At 43.0% G+C, this 13,016-nt stretch carries 9 protein-coding genes; 4 read left to right on the top strand and 5 right to left on the bottom strand.

Annotation, left to right across the window (positions count from 1 at the left end; translation table 11 throughout):
* Window position 1: 1 nt before the first annotated feature.
* Window positions 2-2,473 (bottom strand): TonB-dependent receptor domain-containing protein, encoded by a 2,472-nt coding sequence (locus ABIB39_RS03740; RefSeq protein ID WP_354427425.1) that lies wholly within the window; start codon window positions 2,471-2,473, stop codon window positions 2-4.
* A 129-nt stretch (window positions 2,474-2,602) separates the two neighbouring features.
* Between ABIB39_RS03740 and ABIB39_RS03745 the strand changes: the two genes are divergently transcribed.
* The gene (locus tag ABIB39_RS03745; RefSeq protein WP_354427427.1) at window positions 2,603-3,127 is read left to right on the top strand and encodes a 5' nucleotidase, NT5C type; all 525 of its coding nucleotides are present in this window, start codon (window positions 2,603-2,605) and stop codon (window positions 3,125-3,127) included.
* Between the two features lie 3 nt (window positions 3,128-3,130).
* On the opposite strand, the gene ruvC is transcribed toward ABIB39_RS03745, so the two are convergent.
* The 4 genes from ruvC to ABIB39_RS03765 all read right to left on the bottom strand — a co-directional run bounded on the left by ruvC (window position 3,131) and on the right by ABIB39_RS03765 (window position 8,320).
* Window positions 3,131-3,730: a crossover junction endodeoxyribonuclease RuvC gene (gene ruvC / locus ABIB39_RS03750; protein ID WP_354427429.1), complete on the bottom strand. Its 600-nt coding sequence runs from the start codon at window positions 3,728-3,730 to the stop codon at window positions 3,131-3,133.
* Window positions 3,731-3,749: 19 nt separating this feature from the next.
* Window positions 3,750-4,388: a leucyl/phenylalanyl-tRNA--protein transferase gene (gene aat, locus ABIB39_RS03755; protein WP_354427430.1), complete on the bottom strand. Its 639-nt coding sequence runs from the start codon at window positions 4,386-4,388 to the stop codon at window positions 3,750-3,752.
* 10 nt (window positions 4,389-4,398) lie between these two features.
* The gene (locus ABIB39_RS03760; protein WP_354427432.1) at window positions 4,399-6,249 is read right to left on the bottom strand and encodes a DUF3857 domain-containing transglutaminase family protein; all 1,851 of its coding nucleotides are present in this window, start codon (window positions 6,247-6,249) and stop codon (window positions 4,399-4,401) included.
* Between the two features lie 91 nt (window positions 6,250-6,340).
* On the bottom strand, window positions 6,341-8,320 hold the full coding sequence (locus ABIB39_RS03765; protein ID WP_354427434.1) for a DUF3858 domain-containing protein: 1,980 nt from the start codon (window positions 8,318-8,320) through the stop codon (window positions 6,341-6,343).
* A gap of 111 nt (window positions 8,321-8,431) precedes the next feature.
* On the opposite strand from ABIB39_RS03765, the gene ABIB39_RS03770 reads away from it, so the two are divergent.
* From ABIB39_RS03770 to ABIB39_RS03780, 3 genes are all read left to right on the top strand, one after another.
* Entirely contained in the window at window positions 8,432-9,811 is a 1,380-nt protein-coding gene (locus tag ABIB39_RS03770) for a DUF1800 domain-containing protein (RefSeq protein ID WP_354427436.1), read from the top strand.
* A gap of 58 nt (window positions 9,812-9,869) precedes the next feature.
* Window positions 9,870-11,069, top strand: coding sequence for a DUF1501 domain-containing protein (locus ABIB39_RS03775; RefSeq protein WP_354427438.1), 1,200 nt, complete (start codon window positions 9,870-9,872; stop codon window positions 11,067-11,069).
* A 93-nt stretch (window positions 11,070-11,162) separates the two neighbouring features.
* Window positions 11,163-13,013, top strand: coding sequence for a PAS domain S-box protein (locus tag ABIB39_RS03780; RefSeq protein ID WP_354427440.1), 1,851 nt, complete (start codon window positions 11,163-11,165; stop codon window positions 13,011-13,013).
* Window positions 13,014-13,016: the final 3 nt, after the last annotated feature.

Genomic DNA, 13,016 nt, shown 5'->3' on the forward strand with positions numbered 1-13,016 from the left:
CTTACAATTTGTATGATGCACTTAACACAAACTGGCGTAACCTTTGCGGGTTAATGGTTGTAAAACCTGTGTAGTAGTGCTTATCTGTTAGGTTGTTTCCGCTTAAACCAAAACGGTATTTAGGCCTGTCCAAATACACCGATGCGTTTAATAAAGCGTAAGATGGTAATTCGAAACTGCCCTGGCTAACGCTGTTTATCACCTTGTTGTTGCTGGCATAGTTGCCGCCAATGCCAACGCCGATACCTTTAATAAGGCTTTGTGGCAAACGGTAGCTTACATATAGGTTAGCAAGATATGGCGAACCTGCCGTATTTGGGCGTAAGCCTAAAACGTCAGGGTCGCCGGCAGTGTATTTAGAGTCGTTGTATGAGAAGCCTGCTACGATGTTAATAGCCGATACCGGGTTTGCAACAAGCTCGGCCTCGAAACCTTTGCTTGTTTGTGTACCATCTTGTATCGAACCAAATACCGGTGAATTAGGGATAGAACGGATTGTATTGGTAACCTTAATGCGGTAAACGCTTAAGGTGCCGTTCAATTTACCGTTGAATAATGCCATTTTAACACCACCCTCGGCCTGATTTGCATTCTGGATCTTAGGGATAACTGCTGTGCCGCTGCCGTCTGTAAATACATCCGGATTTTTGAAACCGTTTTGGTAGTTAGCAAAAATTGAGAGGGCTTCTTTTATTGGCTGAAAGATCAAACCTAATTTTGGAGAGAAGCCTGTTTGGGCAAAGGGTTTTACGGTTTGCAAACCGTCCAGATTGTACGTCCCTTTGTTTTCGAATCGATCTACACGTGCGCCAATAGAGGCAATTAACCTGTCGGTGATGTTGATCACGTCAGATAGGTAAACACCGTAAGTGTTCTTTTTGTAGATGTACGGGTAGGTATTTGCAGATGTAAGCGGGTTGGCGGCATTTGTTTGGTCAACCAATAGCTTGTTAAACACGCTGTAATCGTAATTGGGGTCGTTTATGGGTGCTATGCCATAGGCATTGCCGAAAAAGATCTGGTTTGAATTTTGGCGTTGAAAATCTAAACCAAATACAAAGCGATGGCGAATGGACCCTGTTTTAAAATCGCCGTTGATATTTTCCTGAATCTCCGTAGCGCCAAATTTACTGTTAGCGGTTGATTGATCGTTACGGTAGATGTAGTTGTTGTTGCCCGGAGGGTCTTGTATGCCTGGTGCAATTAACTGTGCAGTAGCATCAGTAATTAAGTAATAGTATGGGCTTGCCCCGTTAGAAAAGCTGTTTGAATTTGAGAAGATGGTTTGTGAAGCAAACTTATCAGAGATCTTATATTTGGCTTCGGCAAAATAATTGATGCTGCGCGAGTACGAGGTGATATCAGTGGCTGAATAAGCATTCATGTAGTCGATATTTAAATCGCTAACCTTGCTTACACCCAGCGCTTTTGGGGAATCGTAAAAGAAAAAGAATGGCTTGGCAGAATTGCGGCCGTAAAACATCTCAGCCTCTACCAGGAATGATAATTTTTCAGTAGCTTTTATAGATAAGCTTGGTGCAGCAGCAAACGTGCGGCTTTTACCATAGTTTTGGAAGCTACCTTCGTAATTGTAGGCAGTATTTAAACGAAACGCCACTTTTGAACCAAGCGGGGTGTTCAGGTCAAGTGTGGTACGGTTTAGATCGTAGCTGCCCACGGTGTGGCCAATCTCGGCACCAAAGGTTTCGTAAGGCTTTTTGGTGACCCTATTTATTAAACCACCAAATGAAGTTACAGAACCACCAAATAAAGTAGATGACGGGCCTTTTATTACTTCAACCTTATCAACGTTCACCGCATCTATACCGCTGGTAACTATACCGGCAACACCATTGCGTACGCTTATTTGGGTAGTAAAACCACGTTGGGTAAAATAGCCGCCACCATCGCCTGCGCGGCTGGTAGCATCCCACATTTTTTGAATGCCTGATGCATTTCTGAGCGATTCATCAACAGAAAAAATCTGTTGCTCTTTGATCAGCTCGCTGCTGATGGTAGTGTAGCTTTGTGCGTTTTCCAGGTTATCCAACGGGATACGGCCAACATCAGTACTTACCTTGCGGGCAAAACGGTTAGCGCGGTTGGCAATAACGTTAACCTCGGTTAGTTGCGAAAGGCTTGCGTTAATGGTGATGGTTGGTACAGTAGTTATCTGATTTGCAACAACGGTTACGGGCACTTCAACACTTTGTACACCTACATATGATATAACAATGGTGTATGAACCCGCCGGGGCTTTAAACGAGAAGTCACCGTTATCTAAAGTACTTGTACCTATCCTGGTGCCGCTAAGGCCTATAGATACGTTACCGGCGGCTTCGCCTTTGCTTGTGGTAACTTTACCTTGTATAGTGCCCCTGTTTTGTGCCAGTAAGCTTACAGGGTTTATAAAGGTTAACAGCATTATTATGGCTGCCAATAATTTAAAGGAAAAGGTATTTGCTATTTTCATTCTTATTAAGACTAATTATAAATAATGGCGCAAATGTATATGATTACAAGCTGCCATGCAAGTTATTTAGAATAATTATAAACAAGTTAATGATTGAAAGGGGCTATATTTGTGTACAGTTGACACATTATGAAAAGAATAGCTATAGATATGGATGAGGTTGTGGCGGATGCCCACGCACGTTTTGCTGAGTGGTACACGCGTGATTATGGTACTCAATTCACCCCGGAGCAACTCCATGCACATACATTCGAAGAACTTATAGATCCGATGCACAAGGGTATTTCAAAAAAGTATGTTTTTCACAATGATTTTTTTAAAGACCTGGCTGTTATTCCCGGCTGCAAGGAAGTGATTAAAGACCTGCACGAAAAATATGAAATATTTTTCACCACCGCCGCTATGGAGTTCCCTAATTCGTTATTACCTAAACTGGCTTGGTTGGGAGAACATTTCCCTTACATATTATGGACCAACATTGTTTTTTGTGGCGACAAAAGCATCATTAATGCCGATTACCTGATAGATGATAATGTTAAGCATTTTAAACGATTTATAGGGCAGGGCATTTTGTACACTGCCGCGCATAACCATAACGTAGAATGGGATGTACGTGTAAATAATTGGGAAGATGTAAGAAGACTGCTGCTGTAACTATTACTTTTTAGGGATTACGCTCACGCGGGATGCATTATCCTTCACAAAAGCTTCCCAGCCGCTGTGGCTTTTTTTGCTGGTTACTTTTCCGCCTCGTGCCACCTGTATTTTTTGGAACGAGTGGCAAACGGCAACAGCCAGCCCATCGGTAGCATCTAAAAATTCGGGCGTTTCGTTAAACTTCAGGATGGTTTGCAGCATGGCCGATACCTGCTCTTTAGTGGCACTGCCATTCCCGGTAATAGATTGTTTTATTTTACGCGGGGCATACTCGGTAATACTTACACTGCGCGAGAGCGCAGCGGCCATACAAACTCCCTGCGCACGGCCAAGCTTCAGCATCACCTGTATGTTCTTACCATAGAACGGGGCTTCAATAGCCAGGCAATCGGGTTTATAGTTATCTATCAATGCAACGGTTTTTTCGAAGATGCGTTGCAACTTAAGCATGTGGTCGTCAATTTTATCCATTTTAACCACACCAAGGCTTATCAGTTCAATTTTTGGCCCTTTCTCCAGCACAAGGCCATAGCCCATTATCGCTGTACCCGGGTCAATGCCTAAAATTATTCGTTCCTTATGATTTGCCTGCTCTATCATCTGTTTACAAAACTAATGTTTAGCCAATGGTTTTGTGCAGTATGGCAATATATTCTTCGCGCGGTATCATGCAAGCTCCCATGCTTTCCAGGTGTTCGGTGTAAACCTGGCAATCTATCAGGTGGTATTCGCCCGTGTTGCAAAGCCAGATAAGCGCGGTCTTAGAAGCATTGCTCACCTTGCTAAACATACTTTCGCCACAAAACACATCGCCGGCATGTACGCCGTATAAACCCCCTACCAGTTTGTCATCCAGCCAAACCTCAACAGAATGAGCGTGCCCGGCTTGATGCAAATTGGAGTAAGCGGCCTTCATGTCATCGGTTATCCAGGTGCCGTCCTGCCCCTCGCGTTCAATAGCCGAACAGGCCGCCACCACATCATCAAAACAGGTATCGGTAGTAACGGTAAATATCCCCAGCTGTAATACCTTGTTCATAGATTTGGAGATCTTCAACTCATTCGGATATAGCACAAACCGCTCATGCGGCGAGTACCACAAAATGGGCTCATCCTCGCTATACCATGGGAAAATTCCATTTTGATAAGCCAGCAACAAGCGTTCGGTTGATAGATCGCCGCCTACGGCCAGCAAGCCATCTTCTTCGGCAAGTGCCGGGTTGGGGAACAATAAGCGATCATCAAGCCTGAATATCATCAGGGCAAAATTAAGCCTTGCGGCGTATTACCAGCTTTTTATTTTGCGCTTTTGCGATGGCATCCATATACTGCTGCATTTCGGTGTATTTGGCAGAAGGGATAACCTGGGTGGTCAACTTAAATTTAGCGATACTTATTACCTGGTTTTTAGCGGCGTTGTAAACATATTTAACATCGTAGTCGCCGTAGCTAAACTTAAGCGATTGGTTAACCGGCATTGTTTCTACCTCGAAACCCGCAGGCAGATCAATAGTAGTTACACAATTTTTAAGCATTGGGTGGTTAAAATAGTAGTCGCTGCTCCGTTTGTCTAATATCGGCACGGTGTTACCCCATAGTTCAAAAACTTGCGGGCGATAAAACCTTTTGTCGCCGGTTATAATATCGCTAAACTTATCGTACTCAATGTCAAGGCTTACTTCTTTTATGCCTTCGTTATCGGCAACGGGGTTATAGTTTAATGCTGATGGCTGCTTCATATTAAGCATGCGTATCAGGTACTCTTTTTGTTCGTCGGTTTTTAAAGTAGCTAAGCCAATGTAGTCGTCGCGGTACTCTCCTGTGCTTAGTATTTTTACCTGTGCATTTGCACCGCCTTCCGGGTTAAGGGTAATGTGTACTTCGCTGTTAAACTGGTTATCCTGTGCTGTGCTTTTTGGGGTATTAACCAATTTGCCGCCGGTTTCCATCACCAAAAGGGCGGTCCTGTTTTCGGTAAACGGGCTTAGTTTACCAAATGCCTGTGTGTTGCTTGTGCATTCTAACCAAATGGTATCGCCTTTTAGCGGCACGCAAAGTATAGCATGGTTAAAAGAGTTGCGCGCAAAGGCCAATTCGGCGGGTTCTTCGTTATTGCCGGCATTTATTACAGCGTAGTTTGATGGTATATCTACCGCTTTTAATAAAGCATACATGTAATTAGACAGCGCTTTACAATCGCCATATTTTTTTTGATCTACAAAATCGGCAGTAAAGGGTTTCATGCCACCTATACCCAGTTGCACACTTACATAACGCATGCTTTGCTGCATGTATTCATATAAAAATTTAACCTTTTCCTTATCGGATTTAAGGTTGGCTGTCATTGTTTTTATTTCCTCAACCCGTTTTGGGTTAAGTGTACAAACGTCGGCGTTTAACCCCTGGATCCATTTACCAAAGCTACTCCAGGATGTAAAATCGCCGTCGAGGCCATAAAACTCAAATTTGTTTGATGCAAAATAAATTCGAGGCAATACCCTCCAGGATTTTGCGCCTTTTTCCAGTTTTATAGCCTTTAAATTAGCGGTGTGCCAGTTATACACCGAGTTTACATTATCGGTAGTTTTTACCGGTTGTATCTTTGTGTTTTTGGTAAGATACCTAAAGCCAGCGGTGTTATTAATAGTGATATGGCAATAGGCATCTTGTATAGCTTGCTCTTCATCCTGTATATACCACGATTCGATGTTAATGGTGCTTTTGTAATTTACCTCAGAAATTATCTCTATAGTTACCGGGTAAGAAGCTATGGCATGTTCCAGGTAAAGCACGCGTTCGTCTGTAACTATAGAACCACTTGACACCGCAGACCTGTCGTACATGTCAGATTTATGGTACTTTTTTATCAGATCGCCGCCGGCATTATAAACACGCATTTCGAACGAGTTTACCGAATTATACTTCTTACTGTAGGGCAACATTATCTGCGCCTCGTCGTTCCCTTTTTCGTTTAAAACGGTAATAACAGCGTGTTCTTTTACGGTTATATCACCCGGGCCGGATACTTTGATGTCCTTTATCTTATACCTTACTACAGAGTTGGCATCCTCCTTTAAAGAGTCGGGGATGCCTGTGCCTATGAATACTGTTTTTGGCAATGGCTTATCTTGCGCAAATGAACTACTGACATTGCAAAGCGCAATAATTACTGCACATAATAACCTGATGTTTATACGGAGCATATTATTCTTACGATTTTTTTAAGACAATTTGCTCGTTAAGCATCTCGTACATTTGCTTGTAAAATTCATAAAAATCGGCATAGTTCCCTTTTGAGTAAGTAGTGCTTTTATGGCTTATTACATATCGCACCATTAACGTCCCGTTTTCTTCGGCCAGCATGCGCTTAAAAGTTATGCTCCCGTCGGGCATCGTCATATTAACACTTTTTGGCATAGCGTCAATTTTATAATGATCGGGCAGTTTGTAGGTGGCTACAACCGTGTAATTGTTAAGGTATCCAAAGTCGATATTGGTGCGCCTTACCTCATTTAAAAAAGGATTGCTACGGAGCGAGTTAAATACTATCGGGTTAAAGTAAATGTAGTTATCATCAGACCCGGTAAGGTTAATATTAAAGTTTATGTTTTGTACCAGCGGTAAGGTATCAACATCCATATTCTCAAATTTTAACGAGCTGATGCTAAGCGCGTTGTTGTTTTCTTTAAGATAGTCGGTATATTTTTTTTCACCATCGTCTTTATAGCGTGTTAGCGTATTAATACGGTTGTAGCTAAAGCTGTTGATCTGTGCCGTACCGTCAATTTTACCGTCGGCTTTAACGGTGCCGTTTATTATGGTTACCTGTTTTACCGGGTCCTGCTTTTCTAAAAGTATTATATCGTACTTGTTTTTCTCCCGGTCGATATATAAAGCAGATGAATTGAGCAAATTGTCGGGCGTTTCATTATATATATTATACTTGCCGGTAGCATCAACCACGTATTTGTGGTCTTCGTTTAAAGGCACATACACAACAGCGCGATTAAACTGGTACAAGAAAGTAAAGTAAGGTACTACCTTGCCGTGGTCGCGGGTACTTACTACCATTGGGTAAGCTTTTAAGCCCGATTGTTTTAGCAAATGGCATAATATGAGGTTTATTTCGGCAGAGTTTCCCGTTTTCTTTTCCCAGGCTTTTACAGTACCATCGTTGGTGTACCAGCGGTCGATACCGTTCCACTTCATGGCAGTTTTTACAGCATTAAAAACGTATTGCAGTTTCTGCTCGTCGGTTTCTAAGCTTTTGGCTTTGCTTACAATTGCGTCTTCATTTAAAAGCTTACGTTTAATTTGCAGGCCAAAGTCTTCATCGTCTGATAATATACCGCCTACTTTAGCCCACGTGTCCGAGTAGTTTTTGACATACCCTCCGGATGGCCTTACAGATGTTAACTGGTAAACAATAGATTGCAGGTTATCTGAATTAGAGGTCATGTACGGCTCATCGGGCAACGATGGTACGTTTTCCAATGCCCTTACATTTGTTTCCAGGCTATAGGTTATCACATCACTACCTGTCCCCAGGCTTCTGCCTTCGCTTTTATTGGAATATTTGGCAAGTGCCTGGTTGATATTGGTTTTTTGCTTAAAATAAAAAATATCGGGTATGGCTGCAGATAGTTGGCTGTAGCGTGTTGGCAACTTATCCTGGAAATACCAATCCGGGAAGTTACTTATAGAGTTGGTATGCCATATGTACTTGTACTCAATAACAGACCCTGCCTTTACATTAGGCATGCTAAATACAATGGCGGTGCGGTTTTTATCTATTTGTTCGGTAAATATCAGTTTTTTATCCAGCTTGGTAATTTCGGGTTTTCCATCAACGAGGTTAATGGTTTGGGCCTGTATGCCTGTGATAAATTCTAAATGGTTGCCGCCAATATATTCAATGCGGATATCGCCGTTATTTTTAGCGTTTGCATTAAATATTTTTATCCTTTTATGCCTTTCCATGGCAAGGTCGAGGTTGCCGTCGTAGTAGGCGTCGCCTTTGTCAAAGAGTATTTCGGCGGTTGCACCGCTTTCAAAATCGCAGGCTTTTAATTCAAGATCGGCTACATCAACTTTGCCAAAGGCGGGGGTTCTGTTAACTGTTGGGGTAGTTTGTGCGTTTGCAAATGACGCACTAAGGCATAATAACAGGCAAGTAATAGTTTTGTACATACAATCAGCTTAGGTTACACGAATATAACATTTAGCATAACATTTTTAATAAACACTTAAAAAAATTGCGAAGGTTAAACTACCCTGGTTTAAAATTGTCATAATTAAGCTATGGATAACACCAATAAGATAAAGCATTTATATGCACGGGCCGGTTTTGGCCTTCGCGTTGCAGATATGCAGCGGGTGAAAGGCTTAACAGTCAAACATGCGGTAGAGGGTTTTTTTACTTCATCTACAGAAATAAAACCCCTTACCGTAGTTACCAACAATACAAATTATAGGGATGCTGCCAAAGCCGATTCGCTCACTAAAAAGATGTTTATGCAACAGCAGCGCCAACTTGAGCGCGATCTGAATATTACCTGGGTAAACCAAATGAGCATGTCTGAAGCGCAGCTGCGCGAGAAGATGACCCTTTTTTGGCATAACCATTTTGCCTGCCGCACACAAAATGCATTTTACGCCCAGCAGCTCAATAATATACAACGCACAAACGCCCTTGGCAACTTTAAAACCCTCTTGTTGGCGGTATCTAAATCGCCGGCCATGCTGCAGTTTTTAAACAATCAGCAAAATAAAAAGGGCCACCCAAACGAGAATTTCGCGCGCGAACTGATGGAACTATTCACCATTGGCCGTGGTAATTATACCGAGCAGGATGTAAAAGAATCGGCACGGGCGTTTACCGGGTGGGGCTTTGATAACGATGGCGAATTTGTAGAACGCAAGGTATTGCATGACGAAGGGCAAAAACACTTCCTGGGTAAAACAGGCGCCTTTACGGGCGAAGATATCATCAATACTTTACTGGAACGAAAAGAGACCGCGCGTTTTATTTGCACCAAGCTGTATAAATACCTGGTGAATGAAACGCCTGATATGGCTAACGTTACGGCTATGGCAAATGTTTTTTACAGCAGCGCTTATGATATTACCAAGCTTTTAAAATTCGTTTTTACTGCCGATTGGTTTTATGCTGATAAAAACACCGGCAACCTAATTAAAGCCCCCGTGGATTTTATTGTGGGGCTTAACCGCCAGTTTTATATCGACTATAAAAACCCCGATGTAATAATGCAGTTTGAACGAGCCCTTGGGCAGGTGCTGTTCTATCCGCCAAATGTGGCTGGCTGGCCCGGTGGCAAAAGCTGGATAGACAGTTCGTCGTTGATGTTTAGGTTAAAGATCCCATCCACGGTTTTAAACGATGGGGTGATAGATTTTAAAGGCAAGGCCGACCCGGAAGATGAGGCCTTTTTAGCTATGAACGTAAACAAACGCAAAGCCGTAAACACACAGGTGCAAACACAACCTAACTGGGATAAATTTTTAACGGGCATCCCGGCCAATATATCAAAGGCGACGGTTGCGGGTGTGATACTGGCACCTGCGCTAAACGCGAACTTAATGGCGATAGTGAACCGCGCTACCAATATACGATCTATGGTGATAGAGTTGGTTTCTACACCCGAGTATCAATTGTATTAACAGTGGTTTAGTGGCCCGCTTAATGGGCGTTCACCAATCACTAATTTTTAATTGACAGATGAAAAGAAGAGATTTTTTAAAAAGCACTACACTGGCATCAGGCGCGTTCCTGATACCATCGTTCCTAAAACCACTCGAAGCTATGGCTTCGGGGCAGTTAACGGGATATAAAAATTTAGTGATCATCCAGCTATCTGGCGGTAATGATGGGCTGAACACTATAGTGCCTTATGGTAACGACATATATTACCAAAAACGGAACACTATCGCTATAAAACAGCCCGATATCATCAAACTAAACGATATGCAGGGTTTAAACCCCAACCTGTCGTCGCTTAAAGAAATTTACGACCAGGGCTGGATGAGCGTGATCAATTCCGTTGGTTATCCCAACCCCGACAGGTCGCACTTTCGTTCCATGGATATCTGGCAAACGGGTAGCGAATCTAACCAGTTTTTAACCACCGGCTGGATTGGCCGTTATCTGGATGCCAACTGCGCCATCAATAAAGACCCATACACCGCTGTTGAGGTTGATGATACCTTATCGCTTGCTATGAAAGGGGCCAAAATGAAAGGTATAGCAGTGCAAAACCCGGCAAAGCTCTATCAATCAACCCGCGAACCGTTCTTTAAAGAACTGGTGAACGAGCACGATGCCGCCCACCTGAGCGAAGATAACCTGGGTTATTTATACAAAACAATGATCGAGACCTCGTCATCGGCCAACTACATTCAGCAAACCAGCAAAACGTATAACACCACGGCGCAATACCCGCAATCGGCCTTTGCAGGGCAGTTAAAAAGCGTGGCTAAGTTTATAAATTCAGGTTTAAAAACGAGGGTTTACTATGTGTCGTTAAGTGGTTTCGATACCCATACGCAACAGCAAAATCAACAAGGCCGCCAGTTAAAAATTTATGGTGACGCGGTAGCCGCTTTTCTTAAAGACCTGAAACAAACCGGCAAACTGGATGATACACTGGTAATGACCTTCTCTGAATTTGGCCGTAGGGTGGAACAGAATGCCAGCAATGGAACTGACCATGGTACTGCCAACAACGTAATGATATTTGGGGGTAAGCTTAATAAAGCAGGTATTTATAACAATGCGCCAAATTTATCGGCCCTTGATAACGGCGACCTTAAATACGAGGTTGATTTTAGGGATGTGTACGCCACCTTGCTTGATAAGTGGCTAAATGTAAATAATAGCCAAATTTTGAACAAGAATTTTGCCGGGCTTAACTTTGTATAGAAAAAAGAGTTGTTGAGTGATAGGAAAAATTGTAAGTCGCCAATTAATTGTATCTTGGAGTTACCGTTAATAAATACGAGAAGCCCCTAATTAATGGAGAATATATACAAGATCATCCTGGAGGAAACCCTCGCCGGCTATTGGGACTGTTATCTGCAGGAGGATAGGGTGATCTTAAGCAGTGCCTTTAAAGCCATGTTTGGCTACCGCGACGAGGAACTTGAAAACACTACCGATACTTGGGCAAAACTTATCGTACCCGAAGATGTAGGCCGTATGGATGCTTGCCTTAAAGAGCATTACGACAGCCACGGCCTAAAGCCCTTTAATATAGATGTACGCTACACCCACAAAAACAGATCGATAGTTTGGATAAATACCACCGGCCGGGTTATTGAGTGGGATGGCAACACACCTGTAAGGATGGTAGGTTGCCACATAGATATCACCGAAAAAAAGAAAACCGAAAAAACACTTGAAATAAGCGAAGAAACTTTTAGAAATGCATTTGATTACTCGCCCATTGGTGTGGTGCTGGTATCAACCGAAGGCAATTTTTTAAAGGTAAACAAAAGCATATGCGATATGCTGGGCTATTCTGCTAAAGAATTAATGACTAAAACCTTCCAGGAAATAACCCATCCCGAAGACTTGGAGGCCGACCTTACCCTGTTGCAACGTACGCTGGATAAAGAGATAAACTCCTATAAAATGGAGAAACGGTACATCAGGAAAGATGGTGCTACCATCTGGATCTTGCTGAACGTAGCAATCGTGCGCGATAAGGCTGAAGAGCCCCTCTACTTTGTATCGCAAATAAAAGATATTACCGAACGCAGGCAAACCGAAGAGCGGCTCCGCGAAAGCGAGCGCCGCTGGATCTTCGCATCAGAAGGTTCGGGCGGGGGCATCTGGGACTTCGACCTGGTGAACAACACCATATTTCACTCAAAACAATGCTTGAGTATGATAGGGTTAGAAGAGCACGAGTTTAGCAACGTGCCGGGCCAATGGACAGCCCGCGTGCATCCTGAAGACCGTGATAGATATATAGCAGATGTAAGGGCGTATATTAAGGGCAAAACAGACGTATACTCTAACCAGCACCGCGTTTTGTGTAAAGATGGCACCTACAAATGGGTGCTTGACCGCGCAAAGGTTATTGAATACGATAAGGATAATAAACCAACCCGCATTATTGGTACCCACACCGATATTACCGACCAAAAACAACAGGAACAACACCTGCGCGAAACGCTTGATGTAGTGAGTGGGCAAAACAGTCGCTTACTAAATTTCGCCTACATTGTATCGCACAACCTGCGCACGCACGCCAGTAATTTTAAAATGATAATGGATGTCCTGGCCGACCCTGCCATTGGCGAGGACGAAAAACTGGAACTATCCGGCCATTTAACACAAGTATCCGAGCAATTGAACGATACTATTACCAACCTTAATGAGGTGGTATCGATACAAACCAACGTAGATATCCAAACAACCGAATTAGACCTGCTTACTTACTTTAACCGCGCCATAGAATTGTTGCACGCCGAGATTAGCCTTTGGAACGTACATGTTGAAAATCATATCCCGGCCGATATTTCGCTTGTGTATAGCCCTGCTTATTTAGAAAGCATAGTGCTTAACTTGTTAAGCAATGCCATAAAGTACCGCTCCGCAACCGGGCAGCCCCAAATTACATTGCATTATTTTAATGATGAAGGTAGGCAAGGTTTCACCATTGCCGATAACGGCATAGGCATAGATCTTAAAAAACATGGCAATGATCTTTTTGGCATGTATAAAACCTTTAATGGCAACCTTGATGCAAAGGGCATGGGCCTGTTTATCACCAAAAACCAGGTAGAAGCTTTCGGTGGTAAAATTGAGGTAGATAGCACGCCGGGCAAGGGCACAACGTTTAAGGTGTACCTAACCTGATAC

Source organism: Mucilaginibacter sp. UYP27 (assembly GCF_040547175.1).
GTDB lineage: Bacteria > Bacteroidota > Bacteroidia > Sphingobacteriales > Sphingobacteriaceae > Mucilaginibacter.

What these genes read in the sequence shown, in the direction of transcription:
- aat (WP_354427430.1), bottom strand. Translation starts at nt 4,388, where the DNA reads ATGATATTCAGGCTTGATGATCGCTTATTGTTCCCCAACCCGGCACTT.
- ABIB39_RS03745 (WP_354427427.1), top strand. Translation starts at nt 2,603, where the DNA reads ATGAAAAGAATAGCTATAGATATGGATGAGGTTGTGGCGGATGCCCAC.
- ABIB39_RS03740 (WP_354427425.1), bottom strand. Translation starts at nt 2,473, where the DNA reads ATGAAAATAGCAAATACCTTTTCCTTTAAATTATTGGCAGCCATAATA.
- ruvC (WP_354427429.1), bottom strand. Translation starts at nt 3,730, where the DNA reads ATGATAGAGCAGGCAAATCATAAGGAACGAATAATTTTAGGCATTGAC.
- ABIB39_RS03780 (WP_354427440.1), top strand. Translation starts at nt 11,163, where the DNA reads ATGGAGAATATATACAAGATCATCCTGGAGGAAACCCTCGCCGGCTAT.
- ABIB39_RS03775 (WP_354427438.1), top strand. Translation starts at nt 9,870, where the DNA reads ATGAAAAGAAGAGATTTTTTAAAAAGCACTACACTGGCATCAGGCGCG.
- ABIB39_RS03765 (WP_354427434.1), bottom strand. Translation starts at nt 8,320, where the DNA reads ATGTACAAAACTATTACTTGCCTGTTATTATGCCTTAGTGCGTCATTT.
- ABIB39_RS03770 (WP_354427436.1), top strand. Translation starts at nt 8,432, where the DNA reads ATGGATAACACCAATAAGATAAAGCATTTATATGCACGGGCCGGTTTT.